We start from the raw sequence: 21,513 nt of genomic DNA, 5'->3' as shown, positions 1-21,513 counted from the left end.
CAGCCGTGGGCTTTTTAACAGATTGGTGAAGTAGCCACTTACAAACCCAAGGACTTGAAGAAGGCCTCTTGGTTCGGCTCGCGGCCCAGGAACTCCTTTACCAATTCCAGTTCTTCCTTCGTGCCACCTTGAGCCAGCACAATGTCGCGGTAGCGCAAGCCGGTTTTCTTGTCCATCACGCCGTTCTTCTCGAATACCGAGAACATGTCTTCGGCGTACACCTTCGACCACATGTAGCCGTAGTACCCCGCGCCGTAGCCGGTGAGGTGGCCGAAAGCAGCCTGCATGTTGGTGCCCTCCAGGTAAGGATACGGCATAATCTGGTTCTGCACGCGCTTCAGCACATCGGTCGTGGTTTCGGTGCCGTTCGGGTCAAACTTGTCGTGCAGGGTCATGTCCAGGGTGCCGTAGAAAATCTGAGCCGAGGCGCCGATGCCGGAGCCTACGTTGCGGGCCGCCCACATTTTGTCGTACAGCGCTTTGGGCAGCACTTCGCCGGTTTTGTAGTGCTTGGCAAAGCCTTTCAGGGCATCGTAGTTCCAGGCCCAGTTTTCCAGAATCTGGGAGGGAGCCTCCACAAAGTCGCGCTTTACGCTCGTGCCCGACTGCGACGACAACTCGGCCGTGGTGAGCAGGTTATGCATTACGTGGCCGAACTCGTGGAAGAACGTTACCACTTGCCCGTGCGACATTAGGGCCGGCTTATCGGCCGTGGGCGCGTTAAAGTTGCACAGCAGCGCGGCCGTGGGAATCTGGTAGCCCTGCGGCGTGGCTTTGCCCGGCACTATGCCAAAGCAGGCGGCGTGGGTGTACTTGTTGTCGCGGGGGTGCAGGTCGAGGTAGAAGCGGCCGATGAGCTTTCCGTCGCGCTGTACTTCAAACATGCGGGCGTCGGGGTGCCAGGTCGAGGCGTCTTTTACTTCGCTGAACTTCAGGCCGAACAAGTGCTGCGTGGTCTGGAACAGGCCGTCCATCACGTTGTTCAAGGGGAAGTATTCCTTGGTCTTTTCGGCGTCGAGCTGGTATTTGTTCTTCATCAGCAGCTCGTTGTAGTAGCTCACCTCCCAGGGGTTGAGGGAAGTGGCTTTTGCGTCGCCGGAGGCCGTGCGCTTCACCTCCAGCAGCTCCTGCACATCCTGCGCGGTTTTCTGCTTTACGCGCTCCACCAGCTTGCTCTCAAAATCCCACACGGTTTGCGGGGTTTTGGCCATGCGGCTGCTAATCTGGTAAGCGGCGTAGCTGGGGTAACCAAGCAGTTTGGCTTTCTTCTGGCGTTCCACCAGCAGCTGCTTCAGCACGTCGAGGTTCTTATCGGCTGCGCGGTTATTGTACTTCACAAACAGCTTGCGGCGGGCTTCATCCGAAGCCGCGTACTTCATGAAAGTGCCGAACGCGGGCCCGTCGAGGCCGATTTTGTACATGTCACCCTCCTTTGGGCGGGCCTTCTTGTAGTCCTCGGGTAGGCCTTTCATGTCGGCTTCGCTCACCAACAGGTAGTCCTTGTAAGCCGCAATGTTGTTGCCGAACGCCAGGCTCAACTCCGAAATCCGGTCGTTGATTTTGCCCAGCTCCTGCCGCTTTTCGGGCGTAAGGGCAAAGCCGCTGCGCTCAAAATCTTCAACCGTTTCAGCCACGAACTTCTTGCGGGCACCCGTCAGGGCTTTGGCCTCGGCGGTTTGCGAGTAGGCCTTTACAGCTTTGTAAAGCTTTTCGTCCAGCTCCATTTCGTTGCCAAACTTGCTTAGCTCGGCAATGCTGCGCTGGGCTTGGTTGCGAATGGCCGAATCGGGGCTGGCGTTGGCAAGGATGTTAATGGCGCCGCCCGCTTGCCCTACCCGCGCCCCCAGGTCATCGAGGGCCAGCATGGTGTTGGCAAAGGTGCGTTTGTTGTCGGGCACCAGGTATATGGCCGCCAACGATGCCTTGGCCTCCAGCACGGCCACATCGGTGGTTTTCTTGATGTCGGCTTTGGTGGTCTTCTTAAAATCCACCGCCTTGTTAAAGGCCGGCATGAGTACGGAAGTAGCCGGTTTGGGCGTGGGCCCGTCGCCAGTGGTAGCCGCCGACAAGCTGCTCAAGGAAAGCAGCAGCGCCAGTCCCACTTGGGCCGGTAGTTTGGTGTAACGGTAAGTCATCGTTGCAGAAAGGGAAGGAGTGTGTGAGCAAGATAGGCGAAACAGAGAGACGGCGCGCCAAGCCGACCGCTGCATTTATTCAAACAAAAACGCCCGCAGCCTAAGCCGCGGGCGTTTGAAATGGAAACCGATTTGGCCTAGTTAGCCACTTCGCTCAGAAACTTGATGCGCATCAGGCGCAGGTCTTCTTCGGTGTAATCGTCGGTGCCCAGCTCTTCCAGCGCCACGGCAATGTTGTCGGAAGCGGCCTGCATGAAGTAATCGTAGATTTCCTCCTGTCGGTCCTGGTCGAGCACCGAGTCGATGTAGTAATCGAGGTTGAGCTTGGTGCCGGCGTAGCAGATGTGCTCAATTTCCTCCATCAGTTCGCGCATGTCGATGCCTTTGGAGGAAGCTATTTCCTCTAAGTCCATCTTTTTGTCGATCTGCTGGATGATGTAAATCTTGATTTTTGACTTGTTGACGGCCGATTTGACCACCACATCGGCGGCGGTTTCAATGTCGTTATCGGCTACATACTTCTTGATCAGCTCCAGGAACGGCCCGCCGAACTTTTGCGCCTTGCCCTGCCCAACGCCCGACACGTGGGCCAAGTCGTCCATTTTGGTGGGGAAGGTGGTGGCCATTTCCTTCAGGCTCGGGTCCTGAAACAGCACGTAGGGCGGCAGATTCTTTTGCTGCGCCAGCTTCTTGCGCAGGGCCTTCAGCATGTCGAACAAAGCCGCATCGTGGCCCGCCGACTGCTGCACTTCTTCCTTTTGCTCCTCCTGCTTTACTTCCTTTTCGAAGTCGTGGTCTTTGGAAAACTTCAGGTTAAAAGGCTCCTGCAGAAACGCTTCGCCTTTGTCGCACACCTTAATAACCCCAAAGCTTTCGATGTCCTTGCCCAGGAAACCGTTCAGCATGCACTGGCGCACTACCGAGTGCCAGAAGGCTACATCGTGGTCTTTGCCGGCGCCGTACACCGGCAGCTGGTTGTGGCCGTAGCTTTCGATGTGCGGGTTGGTCATGCCCGTAAGCACAGCCGTAAGGTGGTCGATGCCGAAGCGCTGCTCGGTTTGCTGCACGGCCAGCAGGGCCAGCCTCACAAACTCCTTGGCCTCAAACTTCTCGCGCGGGTGCTTGCAGTTGTCGCAAAAGCCGCAGTCCTTCTCGTATACCTCGCCGAAGTAGTGCAGCAGCTGCTTGCGCCGGCACACCGCCGAGTCGGCGTAGTTGGCCATTTCCTGCAGAAGTAGCTTGCTGTTGTCACGCTCGGTAACGGGCTTGTCCTTGTTGAACTTCTCCAGCTTCACGATGTCGTCGTAGCTGTAGAACATCAAACAGTCACCGTCCAGGCCGTCGCGGCCGCCGCGCCCGGTTTCCTGGTAGTAGCCTTCAATCGACTTCGGCGTGTCGTAGTGAATCACGAAGCGCACGTCCGGCTTGTCGATGCCCATGCCGAAGGCAATGGTGGCCACAATCACGTCGGCTTCCTCGTTCAGGAAGGCATCCTGGTTGTGCATGCGCGTCTGCGGATCGAGGCCGGCGTGGTAGGGCAGGGCCCGCACGTCGTTCACTTTCAGCAGCTCGGCAATTTCTTCTACTTTCTTGCGGCTCAGGCAGTACACGATACCTGCTTGACCTTTGCGCTGCTTCACGTACTGAATCAGCTGCTTTTTGGTCTGGTGCTTGGGCCGAACTTCGTAGTACAGGTTGGTGCGGTTAAACGACGTCTTGAACACCGAGGCGTCGTCCATCTGCAGGTTTTTCTGGATGTCCAGCTGCACCTTGGGCGTGGCCGTGGCCGTGAGGGCAATAATGGGCACGCCCATGCCCAGGCTGTCGATAATACCGCGAATGCGCCGGTATTCGGGCCGGAAGTCGTGTCCCCACTCCGAAATGCAGTGGGCCTCGTCGATAGCCACGAACGAAATAGTGGCCTTTTGCAGAAAATCGAGCGTTTCCTCCTTCGTCAGCGACTCGGGCGCCACGTAAAGCAGCTTCACCTCGCCGTTAATTACGTCGCGCTTTACGCGGTTGGCCTCGGTCTTGGTGAGGGTGGAGTTCATCACCTGGGCGTTTACCCCAAAGGCGTTGAGCTGGTCCACCTGATTTTTCATCAGGGCAATGAGAGGCGAAATCACGATGGCCGTACCCGGCAGCACCAGCGCCGGCAGCTGGTAGCACAGCGACTTGCCCGCGCCCGTGGGCATAATCACGAAGGTGTTATGCCCGTTGATGACGTTCTGAATGATGGCCTCCTGCGTGCCCCGGAACTGACCGTAGCCAAAAACTTCCTTTAACTTGGCCTTCAAATCGGCCACGGCGGGCTTGGCGGCCTTCTTTTGGGCAATCGGCTCTGCGGTGTTGGCTACTTCTGACATCATTCTTCCTCTTTTGAGCAAAGGGTGCAACCGGGCGGAAACTACACGAGAGGTTCTCTGCTCAATCTAAACAAAGTTAGATTGAAAGCCCAGACTGACATTACTTCCATCGGAAAAAAAGTGCTTTTGCAAGAAGCAGAAGCCATTCGGGGCGTAGCGGAAGCTATTGGCCAAACCGGAGATTTCCAAGATTGCGTGCGTACCATTTTGGGACTGCGCGGCCGCGTGGTGGTTACCGGCATTGGCAAGAGCGCGCACATAGCGGGTAAAATGGTGGCCACGCTGAACTCCACCGGTACGCCGGCCCTGTTTATGCACGCCGCCGATGCCATCCACGGCGACCTGGGCATGATTCAGCCCGAGGATTTCGTTATCTGCATCAGCAAATCGGGCGACACACCCGAGATTAAAGTGCTGGTGCCGCTCTTGCGCCGCAAGGGGGTACCCATGGCCGCGCTGGTCTCAAATCGGGAATCCTACCTCGCCGTGCAGGCCGATTTTATTCTGCACGCCCCCGTCGACCGCGAAGCGTGCCCGCACAACCTGGCGCCTACCACCAGCACCACCGCCGCCCTGGCCCTGGGCGACGCGCTGGCCGTGTCGTTGCTGGAGTCGCGCGGGTTTGGCCCGCAGGACTTCGCGCATTTGCACCCCGGCGGCACGCTCGGTAAGAAGCTTTACCTGAAAGTGGGCGACCTGAGCCGGCAAAACCAGGCGCCACAGGTCACCGCGGACGCTCTGCTTCGCGATGTTATTCTCGAAATTTCGGGCAAGCGCCTTGGGGCTACCGCCGTACTCGACGCTGACGGTGCCTTGCTGGGCATTGTAACCGACGGCGACCTGCGCCGCATGCTCACCAACTTTGCACCCGAGCGCCTCGGGCAGGTGCGCGCCACCGACATCATGACACCCCGCCCCGTTACCATTGAGGTCGAGGAATTTGCCGCCGAAGCCCTGGCCCGCATGCAGGCCCGCAACATTACCCAGCTGGTGGTAACCGAGCACAACCGTTTTCAAGGCTTTATTCACTTGCACGATTTATTGCGCGAGGGGCTGGTGTAACCCGCCTTAACTCGCCGGTGCTTTATGGGAGGCGGAAAAAGCGGATATTGGCCTGCCGCTAGTACCAACATTCTGCCTCGCAACTTTCTCCCCCATATGCCTTCTCTCGCTGCTCCTTACCTCGTTGTCATGGCTGGCGGCATTGGTAGCCGTTTTTGGCCGTTCAGCCGCACCCAGCACCCCAAGCAGTTTCACGATGTGCTGGGCGTGGGCAAGTCCATGCTGCGCCTCACCGTTGATCGGTTTGCCGGTATTTGCCCGCCCGAAAACGTGTTTGTGGTAACCAACCGCGACTACGTGGACCTGGTGCATCAGCACCTGCCCGAGTTGGCCGAGGACCAGATTTTAGCCGAGCCGATTGGTCGCAACACGGCCCCCTGCATTGCCTACGCCAGCTACCGCATTGCCCAACGTGACCCGCAGGGCGTTATCATCGTGTCACCAGCCGACCATGCAGTGCTGCTCGAAGAAGACTTCCGGGCGGTAATTCGGCAGGCAGTGGACGCGGCCCGCAACCACGACATCCTCATCACGCTGGGCATTCAACCCTCGCGCCCCGATACCGGCTACGGCTACATTCAGTTTCACGACGAGGCCAAGGGGCAGGAAGTAGCCGAAGGACTGAAGAAGGTGAAAACCTTCACCGAAAAGCCGAACCTGGAGCTGGCCCAGATGTTCGTTGACAGCGGCGACTTTCTTTGGAATTCCGGCCTGTTCATTTGGCGCGCCGACGTGATTCTGCACGCTTTCCACCACTACCTCTCCGATATTGCCGAGGTTTTCGACGAAGGCAAGCTAATGCTGGGCACGGCTGCCGAAACCGGCTTCATTCAGGAAGCCTACTCACGCTGCCGCAACATCAGCATCGACTATGGCGTGATGGAAAAAGCCGATAACGTGTACGTGCTGCCCGCCGACTTCGGCTGGAGCGACCTGGGCACCTGGGATTCACTGCACCGCATGGGCCACCACGACGCCGACGGCAACGTGGTAGACGGCGACGCTATTCTCTACGACACCAAAGAGTGCGTTATCAAGACGCCGTCGGAGCGGCTGGTAGTGGTGCAAGGCCTAGAAGGCTACATCGTGGCCGAATACGACAACGTGCTGCTCATCTGCAAACGCACCGAGGAGCAGCGCGTGAAGGATTTCGTGGCCGATGTGAAGTCCAAGAAAGGCCAGGGATATAACTGATGAGTATTAGAGTCCTGGCTATGGCCGCCCCGCTATGGCTGGTTACAGGTGCAACCCCGGTCCGGCAGGCCAAACCGGTGCCCGACGTGCTAAGGCGGCCCGGCGAAACGACCATCCTGTCGTTTGTAACGGGCAGTGGTAAAATGGCCTCCCTTTGCGAAGGTCCGAAGGGCTCTTATCTGGTATACCGCTTCGGCACCGCGGTCAAAACCGAGCTGCAGTACCCGGCCGTGCTGGATACCAGCAGTTGGCAAAAATTCACCTACTGGCCCTATCACCGGCCCGGTGGCGTAGCAAATGCCGGCATGGAAAACTACGAGCTGTCGTTCAAGAACGGTGGGGCGGAATATACCTTGGTGGACCACACCGAGGCGTACGTGATGAAGGGGGGAGAAGAAAATTACCGCCGCACCGTAAGGCTCGATGTGGTACTGAATGGCAAGGCCTTGGATATAACCGTTCGGCAAGCTTCAGTAGACGGCAGTTTATATCTGAGCGACGAGCAGCGTGACCGGGTGAAGCTGCAATGGGACGAATAAAAAGGCAAAGAGCATGTTTGCGAAAAAGGCGCCCCGGTTTGTAACCGGGGCGCCTTTTTCGCAAGTAAGGGCACTAGTAATCTAGGCCTGTACCAAACGCTGGCGCAGCACTTCGTAGAGCAGGATACCGCTGGCTACCGAAACATTGAGCGAGCCAATCTGGCCGATCATGGGAATGCGCAGCTTGGCATCGGCTAGGGTGAGCAAATCGGGGCTGATGCCGTCTTCTTCGCTGCCCATTACTACTACCAGCGGCCCGGTCAGGTCCATGTCGGTGCTTTCGAGGCTGCCGTCGCCTTTTTCGGTACAGGCCACAATCTGCAGGCCCGAATCGTGCAGGCGGCGCAGGGTGGTGTGCAGGTTGGGCTCGCGGCAAACCGGCACGCGGGTAAGGGCGCCCGTCGAGGTTTTGAGGGCGTCGCCGTTCATCTGCGCCGCGCCGTGCGAGGGTACCACAATGGCATCGACGCCCAAACACTCGGCCGAGCGGGCAATAGCGCCGAAGTTGCGCACGTCGGTAATGCGGTCGAGCACCAGGATGAGCGGGTTCTTGCCCTGCTCGAATAGTCCGGCCAGCAGGGAATCCAGCGGCGCGTAATCGATGGGAGAGAGGAAGGCTACCGCGCCCTGGTGGTTTTTGCGCGTGAGGTTGTCGAGCTTCTCGATGGGCACCAGCGAAATGGGCGTATCCACGGCGCGGGCCAACTCACTGATTTCACTTACCAAGCTGTTCTTGGTGCCTTTCAGCAGGAAGATTTTCTCCAGCGTGCGGCCGGCATGCAAGGCCTCCAAAATCGGCCGCAACCCGAAAATCATTTCGATGCTGCGGTCGGCGGCGGGGCGCGGCGCGTAGGTTTTCTTAAAAGGGGGGCGGCGCTCATTCAGCGGCCGGCCTCCACCCTGGGGGCGTTCAGACCTGTTCTCCATTGTTCCACGGCGGCATACCAGAGCATTTCGTACTCGGGGCGGCGCACCAGTTCGTAGTAATCAGGGGTAAAGGTACTCGGTTTGGCACGGAACACGTACGTGGCGCTGCCGTAGCCGGCGTTGGAGTAGTACCAACGTTCTTCGCCGGCGTTGCGTTGTACCCGCTCGGGCGGCCCCAGCACGAGATACAGCATGCCGCGGTCGGTCATCCAGCCGGGTTTGTGGGCCGTGAACAAGGCGTTGGCGTCTTCCACCCGGCCGTAGTACTGCCGAATAAGTTGCCGGGCCACGGCCTCCCGGTTGTTGGCTACGCGCAGCCAGAAGGCGTCTACCGCGCGCTTGGGCGCCGTGGATTGCTCCATACGCTGGCGCTCCTCGCTGGTAGTGAGGTAACGCAGCGGCGTTATCAGCTCCGAGGCCGTGGTTATTTCGGGAAACTCGCCATCGGGGGCCAGCACGCCCAGCGGCGGGCCGGCATCGGCGGGCTGCACGGTGTACAGGCCCGGCGAGGCGAAACGCACCAGCTGACCCGCCCGCAATTCTTGCTCGGCTTCAATTAGCAGCGAGCGGCTTTTTGCGGTGGCCAGGGTTGCTGTGGATTGGGGCGGCAGGGCCGGAGCGAAGGCCGCGTTATAGCGCCGAACGGTTAAAGGTTGATCGGGGCCGTAGCAGTCCACACCAAACAGCTCACCTACCCGCACATGCCTACGCAGCAGCGGCAAGCCCGCCGTATCCACCAGTACAAAGGCGCGGGTGCGGTGTTCGTTATTTAGGGTTAGCCAGGCGGCAGCAGCCGGGTCGTCGGGGACGTAAGCGGCGGGCCACACGGCCAATACCCGTACGTTTTGCAAGGCGGCCAGGGCCACGCAGCATTCCACCCAGGCAACAGAACCGTCGCGGAGCACGCGGTGAGCCGACAGGCCAACGGTGGTTCGCCAAATAGGGGCGCGGGCGTCGTAGCTGCTCCAGCCCAATAGCTCTAGCAGCTGGCCGGGCCGTAGCACGCTGCCGTCGGTAAAGCGCACGTACAAGCGCAGGCTGTCGCCTTCGCGGCGGGTATCGATGGCAGCGCGGCGCAGTGGGTTGTAGAGGCCGCTTAGGTCTAAACGGGCTGGGGCGGGCAGGCGCTGGGCCTGGGCCGCGGTTCCGGCTAGCAGTCCGCCGAGCAAACCCAAAACCGTGAACAAGCACCGCATCATACCCCAATAACGCGAAGCCGACGAAACTAATCAGCGGCTAAATGAAAATCGAAATTTTATATAGGGGCTCGGCCTAGAAGTCTACATTCCCTGCTCCCGAGGCTCTGCTAAGGAATGTGGTGAAGCAATCAGCGCTAAGGAAGACGGTAGGCTTGTTTCAGACCATCAATTATTCAACCAAAAAACTTGACACAAAGCATCCCGACACAAGATTTATTTGTGTCGGGATGCTTTGTGTCAAGCTTAAAGATGAGCATAGGATGGACTGCTATGAGGATACTAACCAGGCGCATCCCACCTAACAAAAACGCCGCTGCGGAGCGACCCGAGCGGCGTTTTAAAGCAAGCAGCGTTGAAATTATCCCTGGGGTTGCGGGTAGTACTGCTGCAGTAGCTGCAGGGCCCGGGTAGCCCGCGGCCGGTCGCCGATTTTCTCGGCGGCGCGGTACACGCTCTGCAGGGTGAGCAGCTGCAGTTGCACTTCCAGGTCGAAGAGGCCGCTGTTGGGGCTGGTGCTGTAGTAGGCCAGGGCCTGCTGGGCGCGGTTGGTCATGGTGTCCATGATGTCGTTGGCCTTCTGCGTTTCGCCCACTTTCACCAGCGGCTCAACCAACTGCGGGGTGTAGTAGTCGTAGGGAATGGCCTTGTCGGGCATCACTTTCAGGGTGTAGTCTACTACTTCCTTGGCGCGCTTCAGGTCGCCGGCGTCCACGTAGCTCTGGGCCAGGCGGGCGAATTTGTCGCGGTAGTTAGCCGGGAAACGCAGCTGGTTTTCGTCGTAGAAAATGTCGGCGCGGTCGAGGTTGCGGAAGGCGAATTTGCGCATCATGTTCTCGTACATGAGGTCTTTCGCCACGAAGCCTTCGTCGCCCTGGGGCTGGTAGTTCGGGTCGCGGGCCGGCAGAATACGGTAGGCCAGGCCTTCGAGCTGGAAGTAAGGCTGCAGGCTCATGAAGTCCTGCGTGTTCACGGTGCTCGAGAAGTAAATCGGCCGCTTCCAGTTGTTGGTGGCCAGCATATCCAGAATCACCAGGTTCTTCTTTTCGATGGCGCTGCGGCCCATGTCCCATTCCATGCGCGACACCAACTGGCTGCGGCGGTCTTTGGGAATGATGTTCAGCTTGCTAACGGCTGCCGTGTCGATGGGCAGGAAGAACTTGCGAGTGGGGAACGAAAGCAGCGAGTGGCCGCTCTGGGTGCGCACCTGCAACAGCGGGCTGTTTTGGGTTACCAGCTGCATGAACTCGCGCAGGTTCACCTCGCTCACCGACGGATTTTCCACGAAGGGCAGGTAATCGTTGGTGCCCTGTACGTAGTCCTTGTTTTCCATCGAGATGGGCAGCGGCTGCGACTCGTAGCTGCGGCGCTTCATCTGGTCGATGTACCAGTCGGTGTTCAGGTAGCTGAGCACGGCCACGCGCACGTCGGTGCGCACGCCTTCCACTTCCTGGGCGTACCAGAGCGGGAAGGTGTCGTTGTCGCCGTTGGTAAACAGAATGGCATTCGGAGCCAAGGAGTTCAGCAGGTTTTTGGCCGAGTCCACCGAGTTGTAGCGGTCGGAACGGTCGTGGTCGTCCCAGCCCTCGGCGGCCATAATGCCGGGTGCCAGCAAGCCCAGCGCCACGGCAATGCCGGCGCGCAGGCCGTCGGCTTTCAGCACGGGGCGCAGCAAATCGGCCAGTCCCAGCACACCCAGGCCAATCCAGATGGCAAAGGCGTACGTGGCACCGGTGAAGGTGTAGTCCCGTTCGCGCGGCTCGATGGGCGGCTGGTTGAGGTACAGCACAATGGCCAGGCCCGTGAACAGGAACAGCAGGCCCACGATGAGCGCGTTCTTGCCGTCGCGGCGCACGTGGAAGAACAACCCAATCAGGCCGAAAATCAGCGGAATGGCGAAGAAGTTGTTGCGGGCGGCGCTGTCGCCGATGCGCTCGGGCAAGCCGTTTTTACCAGCATCTGTGGGCCATAATACGCCGGCCTGCTGCACGTCGGACTCGCGGCCTACGAAGTTCCAGAGGAAGTAGCGCCAGTACATGTGGCCCATCTGGTAGCGGAACAAGAACGAGAGGTTCTGGCCCATGCTCGGGCGCGTGCCTTCCCGAATGTCCACCCACTTTTTGTACTGGTTAATGTGGTTGGGGTCGGAGCTGTACAGGCGCGGCAGCAGCATCTTTTCCGCGTCGTCGTAAATGGTTTCGAGGCGGTGCTCGGCTACCACGTATTTGTCGCCGCGGCGTACGTAGCGCGGGGCACCTTCCTTCTGGTCAATGGGCTGGGCATTGAACTGCGGGCCGTAGAGCAGGGGCCGGTCGCCGTACTGCTCGCGCTTCAGGTAGCTCACGAACGACAGCACGTCCTTCGGCTCGTTCTCGTTAATGGTGGGCAAAAACGACGAGCGGATGGGGATGATCAAGTACGAGGTGTAACCGATCAGGATGAACACCAACGAGAGCAGAGCCGTGTTCAGGATGTGGTTTTTGCGCTGAAACGAGTAGCGGAAACCAAACCACAGCAACCCCACGAACAGCAGCAGGAAGATGATAACGCCCCAGTTGAAAGGCAGCCCCACGGTGTTCACGAAGAACACTTCGAACGAGCCAGCCAGCGTGGGCAGACCCGGAATGATGCCCACCAGAATCAGGCCCACGATGATGCTGCTTACCACCAGCGTTATAATTACGCCGGCCGTAGTGTAGCGTTCCGTGCGCCGGAAGTAGTAAATCAGACCCAGAGCCGGAATAGCCAGCAGGTTCAGCAAGTGAACCCCAATGCTCAGGCCCATCACGTAGGCAATGAGAATAAGCCACTTGTCGGAATCGGCCTCGTGGGCGCGGTTTTCCCACTTCAGCATCAGCCATACCACCACGGCTGTACAGAGCGAGGACATAGCGTACACCTCGGCCTCCACGGCGTTAAACCAGAACGAATCCGAAAAGGCCAGGGCCAGGGCGCCTACCACGCCGCTGCCCAGGATGAGCAGCGTTTGGCCGGAGCTGGGCTCCAGGCCGCGGTCATCGTGCATGCCGGGGCGGCCGAGCACGAGCTTTTTGGCCAGGATGGTGATGGTCCAGAACAGGAACAGCACCGTGAACGAGCTGCTCAGGGCCGAAAGCGTATTCACCAGCACCGACACCTTCGTAACGTCGCCGAAGGAGAAGAGGGAGAAAATACGGCCGAGCAGCAGGAACGTGGGCGCCCCCGGGGGGTGCGGCACCAGCAGCTTGTACGAACAGGCAATGAACTCGCCGCAGTCCCAGAACGAAGCCGTGGGCTCGAGCGTGAGCAAGTACGTGACGGTGGCAATGGCAAAAACGAGCCAGCCTACCAAGTTATTCAGACGATGGTATCCCTGCATAAAGGCTTTTTCAGAGGAGTCAAAAGTAGGCATAAATCCACCACGACTCCACCCCAAACCCACTGGCGGCCCCGCAACCAAACGGTACTACTAAAAAAAGCAGCCGCCCCACGGGGCGGCTGCTTTCGAAAACGCGGCTGATGAGTGGCCTGCCAAGGCAGCTTTAGGTTATTCCTGAAGAGTAACGCGCTTGGTAGCTACCACCTTGTCGTTAACCAGCAGGTTGCAGAAGTAGATGCCCGCCGGTAACGACGATAAATCAACGGCTTGGCCAGCCGCCAGCAGCTCCGGGCGCAGGGAAACCCGGCGTACTTCGCTGCCAATGATGTTCGATACCCGCAAACGCACCTCGCCGGTGAGTTTGGTGTCGGGCAGTTTCAACGTTACTTGGCCGCCACGCGCCGGATTCGGGTACACGTTAAATGCCGCCGACGTATTCTGCAGGCTAAGCGTGGACGTGGGCACCGCCGAAACGGTGATTATGCCAAACATGCCTACCAGCGGCGCACCATGGGCCTGGCAATGATAAGCGAACTGGCCCGGCGTGGTAAAAGCCGGCAGCGTGCGGGTGCGGGCCGAGGAGTTCATGGGAAACGTCGGGAAGGCGTTGTTGTCGGAAACCGTGGGGTGGTTGCCCGATTGCCACTGAAACGTAACCACGTCGCCGGGGCTGATGGTTAGCGCCGCCGGGGCGTAAAAGTTGTCGCCCACCGTAATGGTGAAGTTGGCCGCGGCTGCCGGGAGCTGCAGCAACAAACCGATGGCGAAAAACAAACGAGTAAAAGTTTTCATGCTAGGGAGGTCGGAGGGTGGTTGCTTAACGCAGCACCTTGAAAACAAGGTAGTAACTGCGGGGCATTAAAGAGGCGCCGAGTTACTTAGACAAGCACCGTGCCTATGTTGGTTAGGTTGACGCGGTGGCGGGCTGCTGTTTAGAGCCCAGCAGCAACGTAAGGTTTAATCACGGCTCGGGTAGGGCTCAATGAAGTAAGTCTTACGAGCCCCTCTTTGTTCAAAGTCAATGGGTTGACTTTCGCTGGGTATGCCTTATAGATGCCGGATTTCCTGCAGTCCAAAACTCCGCATCTGGCCGTTAGTTTGCTCCAGCACCAGCTGCCCCGCATCGGTTATGTTTACAATGCGGCCCGCCGTGGGCTGCCCGTTTACCCCGAAGTGGTGCCACTCCTGAAAACGGTATAGCTTGCTCAAATACTCCGCGTGCAAGGCCGGGTGCTGGCCGCCACGTAGCTGCAGGTACCGTCGCTCTAAGCATTCAAGCAGCTTCTCGGCCAGTGGCGGTAAGCCAAACGCGTGGCCTTTCAATAAAGCCAGCGAGGTAGCCGTAGTCACGCCAAAGTTTACCTGATTCACATTAAGTCCAATTCCCACCACACTCCAGTGAATTTGTGAACCGTTAAGTGTGTTCTCAATCAGGATGCCGCCCAGCTTTTGTTCGTGGTAAAACAGGTCGTTGGGCCACTTCACGCGCAGGGCTGGGTCGGGACCCAGCAGGCCCTGCGCCCAATCGTGCACGGCCAGGGCCACGGCCAGGTTCAACCGGAACTGCGCCGTGGCAGCCAGAAACACCGGCCGCCACACCACCGACAGGGTGAGGTTCTCGCCGGGAAGGGCTTCCCAGGTATTGCCCCGTTGGCCGCGGCCCGCCGTTTGGCAGTCCGTTATGACGGTACAGCCCTCGGTGGCGCGGTTTTGGCCAATCAATTCGCGTGCTTCGGTGTTCGTGGACCCACATTCGGGCAACCACAGCACTTGTTGGCCCGTGAAAAGGGTTTGGGGACTGATTTTCTCCACCCGTTTTTTTCTACTTTGTGTTGACAAACCTACTTTCTCTTATGAAAATTTCCCCGGTTCGGCAGGATTCGGACAACTTGGCAGACATCGTGGTGCGCGGCATGCAAGAAAAAAAAGCCGTCGACATTGTGGTGCTCAATCTCAAACACCTTAAAAATGCCGTAGCCGATTATTTTATCGTTTGCTCGGCTTCGTCCGATACCCAGCTCGATGCCATTGCCCGTTCGGTGGAGGAAGAGGTAGAGAAAGCTACCGGCCAAAGTCCCTGGCAAAGCGAAGGCCGCCTAAACCGCGAGTGGATTCTGCTCGACTACGTGGATGTAGTGGTGCACGTGTTCCTGCGCGACCGTCGTTCCTTCTACGCGCTTGAAGAGCTTTGGGGCGACGCCGAAATTTCCTACATCGAGGAGGAAACGGCGGTGAAATAATTTCTGGGGCTGCATAGCGAAATAGGTAAAGTAAATTCCTTGCCTGTTCGTTAGCCTCAGCAAACCTCACGGGGGTGAACATTCCGCTTAGGCGGCCTGTTCAACCCCGTATCCTTTCTTCTGTCGAAGACTTACTTAGTACATGCCAGATAACACTCCTTCTCCGAAAAAGAAAAAACCCATGCTGCCCACGCCCGGCGCCCCGCGCCCCGGTATGCAGCTGTGGGTGCTGCTCGGCCTGGCGGTGCTGGTGTTCGGGTTGTTTTACCTGAACAAAAGCAGCAATGCCGTTGAAATAAACCAGCAACGCTTTGAGCAGATGCTCAAAGACGGCGACGTGAAAACCATTACCCTGGTCAATGACCGGTCGGTGGACGTAACGTTGAAGCCGGAGGCCATGCAGAACGACAAGTACCGCCGCGACATGCGTAACCGCGGTCCGCTGGCGTTCGAGCAAGGCCCGCAATACACCTTCCGCGTCATCGACGGCAAGTCGTTTAAGGAAGACTACGACAAGCTCCGCGCCACCATTCCGGCCGACCAGCAGGTGGGCTTGAACGTGGATACGCGCCAGAGCGTGACCGATATTTTTGCCAGCTGGGGCTTTTTCCTGCTGCTGTTGGTAGGTTTCTGGTTCCTGATGCGCCGTATGAGTGGCGCCGCCGGTCCCGGTGGCCAGATCTTCAACATCGGCAAAAGCCGGGCAGCCCTCTTCGAAGGCGGCGACAAAGTGAAGATTACCTTCAAGGACGTAGCCGGACTGGAAGAAGCCAAGGAGGAGGTGCAGGAAATCGTTGAATTCCTGAAGAACCCATCCAAATTCACCATCCTCGGTGGTAAAATACCAAAGGGTGCTTTGCTGGTAGGTCCTCCCGGTACCGGTAAAACCTTGCTGGCTAAAGCCGTAGCTGGCGAAGCCGACGTGCCATTCTTCTCGCTGTCGGGCTCCGACTTTGTGGAAATGTTTGTGGGCGTGGGCGCAGCCCGGGTACGCGACCTGTTTAAGCAAGCCAAGGCCAAGGCGCCCTGCATCATCTTTATCGACGAAATCGACGCCATCGGCCGCAGCCGGTCGCGTGGTAACATGCCCGGCGGCAACGACGAGCGTGAAAACACGCTGAACTCGCTGCTGGTGGAAATGGACGGTTTCGGTACCGACTCGGGTGTTATCATTCTGGCCGCCACCAACCGTCCCGATACTCTGGATTCGGCCCTGTTGCGCCCCGGTCGTTTCGACCGTCAGATCAGCATTGACAAGCCGGATATTAACGGCCGTACCGAGATTTTCCAGGTACACCTCAAGCCGCTTACCCTCGGCCCCGATGTGGATGCGCGGAAGCTGGCGGCCCAAACCCCCGGTTTTGCCGGCGCCGAAATTGCCAACGTCTGCAACGAAGCCGCCCTCATTGCCGCCCGTCGCGACAAGAAGATGGTGACCATGCAGGACTTCACCGATGCCGTTGACCGCGTGATTGGTGGCTTGGAGAAGAAGAACAAGATCATCAGCCCCGAGGAAAAGAAGATCGTGGCTTACCACGAAGCCGGTCACGCCATTGCCGGCTGGTTCCTCGAGCACGCCGATCCGTTGGTAAAGGTGAGTATTGTACCCCGCGGCGTTGCGGCGCTGGGTTACGCACAGTACCTGCCTAAAGAGCAGTTCCTGTACAACACCGAGCAGCTGACCGACGAAATGTGCATGGCCCTGGGTGGCCGGGCCGCCGAGGAACTAGTGTTCGGTAAGATTTCGACCGGAGCATTGTCTGATCTGGAGCGCATTACCAAAATGGCGTACAGCATCGTGACGATGTACGGTATGAACCTGAAGCTGGGCAACATCTCGTTCTATGACTCGAAAGGGCAGAACGAGTACGGTTTCAGCAAACCGTACTCCGAAGCCACGGCGCAGATGATTGACGAGGAAGTACGCACCATCATCGAAAACGCCTACATCCGTACCAAGCAGTTGCTCACCGAGCGCAGCCGCGAGTTGGAAATTGTAGCGCAGGAGCTGCTGGAAAAAGAAATCCTGCTGCAGGACGACCTTGAGCGTTTGGTAGGCCCACGCCCTTTCGACACGCAAACTACTTACCAGGCTCATACTGCCGGCACCGACCGCAGTGATACGCTGAGCCAGCGCAAGCAAGAGCACCCCAATGCAGTGCCGTTGGGCAACGACTTGCCCGACCTGAACCTGCCAGGCATTCCCAACGGCAGTGGCCAACCGGTTGACGGTACGGCCGGCACACAAGGAATACCCTCGGGCAGCGCCGTTTCTTCCGACGTATAACTTCCGCTTGCACCAATAGAAAAGGCCGCCTCTACTACAGAGGCGGCCTTTTCTATTGGTGCAAGCGGAAGTTCCATTAACGCAGAAAACCCGCTGGCATTACCAGCGGGTTTTTCACACACCTTAATTTACGCAAGAACTCACTGCGGTTCAGGACCTTTTTTCAGTTGCCCACCTGCCCGCTTGTATAAGCACGTTAATAGTAAAATTTCTGCCTTTAGCTCCGGTGGCTAAGCTTCCCTGCCTGGAGGATTAGCGCCTTTGCTGATACAACATTACGGCGCGATTCAGGCTCAATAAAGGAAGAAGTGCTTGTGCCTGTGACAGCATAAAAATGCTTTTTGGTGCTGGTGGTAGAGGGTGGTTTAGGGATTAGTGTTGAATAATGAGTGGGTACGCCTTGTTGCTTCAGTGCTACTTTGTAAAAATTCAGGTGGTTTGTGACAAAAGGCTAATGTATTTCAGCGGTTGGGTGGGCTAGCAAAACCAAAACGCAACGCCAGAATAGTAGCCGCCAACACACCGCCTGGAAAAGCAATCAGCCACCAGGCGCCAGGCTCGAGGCGGGAAGAGGCCAGCAGACGCCCCCAATCCGCCGTATCTACCGACACTCCCAAGCCCAGAAATGAGAGGGTGGTTTGCAGCGTCAGGCACAAGCTTAGATTTAGCGGAAACAGGCTGCGGAGAACTGGCCAAGCTGGCAGCAGGATGTGCTTAATCAAAATACGCCAGTTGGAAAGGCCAACGGCACGCGCTGACTCAACGAACGGTAGGGAAACGGTGCGGAGCGCTTCGGCACGAGCAATGCGGGCCGTGCCGGGCCAACCGGTAAGTGCCAATAGTATTATTAAGGACAGCGGACCCTGGACCCACACAGAACTAATTGCCAATAGTAGTATCATGCGGGGCACGGAGTTGAGTAACAGCATGAGGGCAACTACCGCGTCGGCCAGTGGCAGGCTAACACGTAGCTGCGTTCCGATCTGGCGGGCCACCCAACAGCTGCCACCACCCACCGCAGCGGCTACTGCCGTTGGAACAACCGACCCGGTAACTAACCACGCGCAAAAAGGTATTGCCAGGCTCAGCCAGTCGGTTAGTTGATGCCGTACGCCATGGTTGCCCCAGAACCCCGCACCTATTCCCAGAGCAACGCCTATTGTTGTGGCAAGCAAAGCGGCTGGTAAGGAAATAGTTAATATGCCGAAAGCTCCGGCTAGTAATTCCGCCAGAACATCCCGGCCATAAGGGTCGGTGCCAAGATAATGGGTGCCACCTGGCGCAGTGGCTATGTATTGCAGATCCAACTGCCCGGCTGCCCAGGGCAGGGGCATCCAGTGCGCTGCTGCGGCCGCCGCAAGCAATAGCAGCAACCACGTTAACGCAGCGTACCGGAGCCAAAAGTATTGTGAATGGTGCTTCATGCTGCCGTGCGCAGGCGTGGGTCTACTACTGCATACAGCACGTCGGCGGCCAACCATGCCAGCAAACGCACCAATGCCGTCAGTAACACTCCGCCCAGCAATACGGGATAATCACGACTGGCCGCGGCATCGAGCAATAAGCGGCCAGCGCCCGGAAGAGCAAACAGCAATTCCACCACTACCGCTCCGCCTACCAAAGTTGGTACCATGTCGGTGAGGCGTGTGAGCAAGGGAAGCAGGGCGTTTGGGAAAGCATGCCGCCACCAAGCCTGTCGAACTGATAGGCCCTTGGCACGAGCCGTTACCAAGTAGGGCTGCTGCCAGTTTTGCTGCAAGGCCGCATCTAAAGGAATGACCAGGGCTGGAAGAGCTGCCAAAACCAAGCAAACGACGGGCAGAAAAAGGTAAGCCAGCTGAGTTAGGGAAACACCAGTATCGGGGTTGTTATAGCCCATGCCGTAGGCCGGAAAAAGCGCCAGGGCATCGGGGTTTGCCAACAGCAGCAGCAACAGAGTGCCCACCAGAAATAGCGGCAAAGCCTCTAGCAGATGCAGTAAAAGCAGTACCCAGCGCCGCATTACCGGGCGCACGGCCATTTCGAGGGTCATGAATACGGCTGAAACCGCAGCAGCAACGAAAGCCAAAGCTGTAAGCGGAAACGTCATCCGAAGTGCTTCTGCCAGTAAAACGGTGACGGGGCGTTCATCGCGGTACGAACGGCCCAAGTTTCCTTGAACCAAAGCTTGTAACCAACGATGGTATTGGTTATCGAGCCCGTACCAGCGCAATGGGGCCACCCGCAAATAAAACAGCGGCAGGTTCAGGCCCAAACGCTCCTGATAGCGTGTTTCGGCCTGCGCCTGCGCCGCAGCAGGAGCGGCCGACAGACGACTTTCGTCGGCGGCTATCCGCGTCGGCGGCAAGGACCTGCTCATCAAGAAAATGACCGAAAGAACCAGCCACAAAGCCGGTATTGCGCGCTGGAGACGTATCCATACCAAGCGCCCCATGCTGCTTACCGTTTGTTAGGGGGAGTAGACTCCGAGAAGGACGCCAGATTATACCCGGGCTCGGGTCCGGCAGGCCGAATGTCAGCAAAGCGTTTGGCTACAATCAACCGGTTTGGCTCGAAGAACAGTGGGTTCAGCGGCGCTTCTTGGTAAAGAACGGATTGCAAACGCCGCAATAACTTGGCTTTCTGCATAGAGTCTTCGGCAGTTGCTATCATCTCTAATAAGGCATCGGAGCTTTTGGTGCCGAAACCGGAAGTGTTACCGCCGGGCACCCCAATGCTGTTGGTGTGCAGCACCTGCCGCAGGTCGTAGGAAAACGGGTTGCCATAAAAAGTGCGGAATACCAATTCGTAGTTGCCCTTTCGGCGCAGTTCCGCAAGCAGCGACGCCTCGCTGGGGAGCAGCGTTAACCGAATGCCCTCCTTTGCGGCGGCCTGCTGGAATTGCAACGCAGCCGTTTCCAAGGTTCTCTCCCCGGCCCGGTAATGAAGCCGTGGGGCCAGTTCCTCGGTTTTGCCCGAGGCGGTGCGGCGCTGCCAGGTAGTGCTGGTGCGCTGCCAACCCGCTTGCCGCAACAGGGAGGCAGCGCGTTGAGGCGCGTAAGTGCGTAGGGGGAGGCTGTCGTTATACGCCCACTTCTCAAGCGGGCTGATGATGCTGACTGTGCGCCGGGCCGGCTGGTTTTGCGTGGCTCGCATTAAAGCGGGCACATCAATCAAGTGCAGCAGCGCTTGGCGTGTAGCCGCGTCACGGATAATTGGCCGCTGCACGTTCATTTCCAGTACAAGCATGCGGTAAGAAGCAGGCGCAAAGAATTGGAATTGACCAGCCTGAGGGGAGTTCTGCAGTCGTTGGAAATCGGCCGCCGGTACGTTCGGGTACACATCCACGTCGCCGCGGCGCAGGGCGAGCAGGGCCGTGGTGGGGTCGGGAATAATGTGAAACTCCAGGCGGGTGGGGCGGGCTACCAGCATCGGTGGCGCTGGCTGCAACTGGTCGGCCCACCATGTGGCTTTGCGGCGGAGTACCAGCTTCTGGCCGGTCTGCCACGATTCCAGCTCGTACGGGCCGCTGCCGCGTACGTGCTGCGGGTCGCGCCACTGTTCGGGCCGGTTGTATTGTTCCGCAAAGGCCTGGCAAATGCGTTGGCTTCCCGCCGATAAGGATGACTGGCTTAACTCGGCCAGCGGCACTTCACGCAAAAGCCCTTTGGGGTCCAGCAGGTATTCTGGTAAAATGGGGAAGTCGCCGCTGTTGGTAGCGTATTCGGGCGCGAAACCGTTGCATATAAAGGTGAATCGGCGCGCATCAACCGAATCGAGCTGAATGTCGCGGATAAAGGACAAACCGACGCCAATGCGTTCGTTCGGTACGCCGGGGCAGCGCAAGAGCCGCAGCGTGAACAGTACATCACGGGCAGTTATGGGCTGGCCGTTATCCCAAATGGCCGCTTGGCGTAGGCGGTAGGTAATGGCAGTTACCGAATCCCGACGGCTTACCTGAGGTACGTTTTCAACAAGCCAGGGTACGTATTGCCTGCGGGTGCCATCTACCACCAGCAAGCTTTGGTAGAGCAGATTGTTAAGCTGAACAGCGTAAGTATTGGGCCAAACAATCGGGTTTAACGACTCAGGGTCGCGGGGCCAGCATACCCGCACGGTGGCGGGGGAAGTGGTACGAGCAGTAGGCGTTGAGCAGGCTATGAGGCAGGAAGCCAGCAACAGTATTACGCCGCGCGAGAGTAATTGGAGCATAAGGCAAGCGGTCCTGCT

Annotated in this window: 15 protein-coding genes; 5 read left to right on the top strand and 10 right to left on the bottom strand. The window is 58.3% G+C overall.

Translation table 11 applies throughout. From position 1 onward, the window contains the following. Nucleotides 1-38: 38 nt before the first annotated feature. Nucleotides 39-2,135: a M3 family metallopeptidase gene (locus ABD903_RS05020; protein ID WP_345221963.1), complete on the bottom strand. Its 2,097-nt coding sequence runs from the start codon at nt 2,133-2,135 to the stop codon at nt 39-41. A gap of 137 nt (nt 2,136-2,272) precedes the next feature. Continuing rightward, nucleotides 2,273-4,504 (bottom strand): DNA helicase RecQ, encoded by a 2,232-nt coding sequence (recQ, locus tag ABD903_RS05015; RefSeq protein WP_425555391.1) that lies wholly within the window; start codon nt 4,502-4,504, stop codon nt 2,273-2,275. Between the two features lie 78 nt (nt 4,505-4,582). On the opposite strand from recQ, the gene ABD903_RS05010 reads away from it, so the two are divergent. The 3 genes from ABD903_RS05010 to ABD903_RS05000 all read left to right on the top strand — a co-directional run bounded on the left by ABD903_RS05010 (nt 4,583) and on the right by ABD903_RS05000 (nt 7,296). Continuing rightward, nucleotides 4,583-5,563 carry a KpsF/GutQ family sugar-phosphate isomerase gene (locus tag ABD903_RS05010; protein ID WP_345221961.1) on the top strand — a complete coding sequence of 327 codons (981 nt, stop codon included), beginning with the start codon at nt 4,583-4,585 and terminating at the stop codon, nt 5,561-5,563. Nucleotides 5,564-5,659: 96 nt separating this feature from the next. Next, entirely contained in the window at nt 5,660-6,757 is a 1,098-nt protein-coding gene (locus ABD903_RS05005; protein WP_345221959.1) for a mannose-1-phosphate guanylyltransferase, read from the top strand. Continuing rightward, a complete protein-coding gene (locus tag ABD903_RS05000) occupies nt 6,757-7,296 on the top strand; it encodes a hypothetical protein (RefSeq protein ID WP_345221957.1) in 540 nt (179 codons plus the stop codon). Before ABD903_RS05005 ends, ABD903_RS05000 begins: the two co-directional genes overlap by 1 nt. An 81-nt stretch (nt 7,297-7,377) precedes the next feature. On the opposite strand, the gene rlmB is transcribed toward ABD903_RS05000, so the two are convergent. The 5 genes from rlmB to ABD903_RS04975 form a co-directional block, all read right to left on the bottom strand. Then, nucleotides 7,378-8,223 carry a 23S rRNA (guanosine(2251)-2'-O)-methyltransferase RlmB gene (gene rlmB / locus ABD903_RS04995; RefSeq protein WP_345221955.1) on the bottom strand — a complete coding sequence of 282 codons (846 nt, stop codon included), beginning with the start codon at nt 8,221-8,223 and terminating at the stop codon, nt 7,378-7,380. Further along, nucleotides 8,178-9,422, bottom strand: coding sequence for a GWxTD domain-containing protein (locus ABD903_RS04990; protein WP_345221953.1), 1,245 nt, complete (start codon nt 9,420-9,422; stop codon nt 8,178-8,180). Before ABD903_RS04990 ends, rlmB begins: the two co-directional genes overlap by 46 nt. Before the next feature lie 358 nt (nt 9,423-9,780). Beyond that, complete coding sequence (locus ABD903_RS04985; protein WP_345221951.1) at nt 9,781-12,777, bottom strand: glycosyltransferase family 117 protein; 2,997 nt, start codon at nt 12,775-12,777, stop codon at nt 9,781-9,783. Between the two features lie 168 nt (nt 12,778-12,945). Further along, nucleotides 12,946-13,569 carry a T9SS type A sorting domain-containing protein gene (locus ABD903_RS04980; RefSeq protein ID WP_345221949.1) on the bottom strand — a complete coding sequence of 208 codons (624 nt, stop codon included), beginning with the start codon at nt 13,567-13,569 and terminating at the stop codon, nt 12,946-12,948. Between the two features lie 255 nt (nt 13,570-13,824). Beyond that, complete coding sequence (locus tag ABD903_RS04975) at nt 13,825-14,547, bottom strand: biotin--[acetyl-CoA-carboxylase] ligase (RefSeq protein WP_345223086.1); 723 nt, start codon at nt 14,545-14,547, stop codon at nt 13,825-13,827. Nucleotides 14,548-14,630: 83 nt separating this feature from the next. Between ABD903_RS04975 and rsfS the strand changes: the two genes are divergently transcribed. Together rsfS and ftsH are read left to right on the top strand one after the other, a co-directional pair. Beyond that, nucleotides 14,631-15,017, top strand: a complete 387-nt coding sequence (rsfS, locus tag ABD903_RS04970) for a ribosome silencing factor (RefSeq protein WP_345221947.1) — start codon at nt 14,631-14,633, stop codon at nt 15,015-15,017. 142 nt (nt 15,018-15,159) lie between these two features. Further along, nucleotides 15,160-17,304, top strand: coding sequence for an ATP-dependent zinc metalloprotease FtsH (gene ftsH, locus ABD903_RS04965; RefSeq protein WP_345221944.1), 2,145 nt, complete (start codon nt 15,160-15,162; stop codon nt 17,302-17,304). 461 nt (nt 17,305-17,765) lie between these two features. Here the strand turns inward: ftsH and ABD903_RS04960 are convergent, their stop codons facing one another. The 3 genes from ABD903_RS04960 to ABD903_RS04950 form a co-directional block, all read right to left on the bottom strand. Beyond that, complete coding sequence (locus ABD903_RS04960) at nt 17,766-18,611, bottom strand: ABC transporter permease (protein ID WP_345221943.1); 846 nt, start codon at nt 18,609-18,611, stop codon at nt 17,766-17,768. Between the two features lie 113 nt (nt 18,612-18,724). Continuing rightward, the gene (locus ABD903_RS04955) at nt 18,725-19,663 is read right to left on the bottom strand and encodes an ABC transporter permease (RefSeq protein ID WP_345221941.1); all 939 of its coding nucleotides are present in this window, start codon (nt 19,661-19,663) and stop codon (nt 18,725-18,727) included. Nucleotides 19,664-19,743: 80 nt separating this feature from the next. Further along, the gene (locus tag ABD903_RS04950) at nt 19,744-21,495 is read right to left on the bottom strand and encodes an ABC transporter substrate-binding protein (protein ID WP_345221939.1); all 1,752 of its coding nucleotides are present in this window, start codon (nt 21,493-21,495) and stop codon (nt 19,744-19,746) included. Between the last annotated feature and the right edge of the window lie 18 nt (nt 21,496-21,513).

This window comes from Hymenobacter koreensis, assembly GCF_039541855.1.
GTDB classification, from domain to species: domain Bacteria; phylum Bacteroidota; class Bacteroidia; order Cytophagales; family Hymenobacteraceae; genus Solirubrum; species Solirubrum koreensis.
The sequence above is the reverse complement of the archived record's forward strand: the minus strand, read 5'-3'. Positions and strand labels throughout refer to the sequence as shown.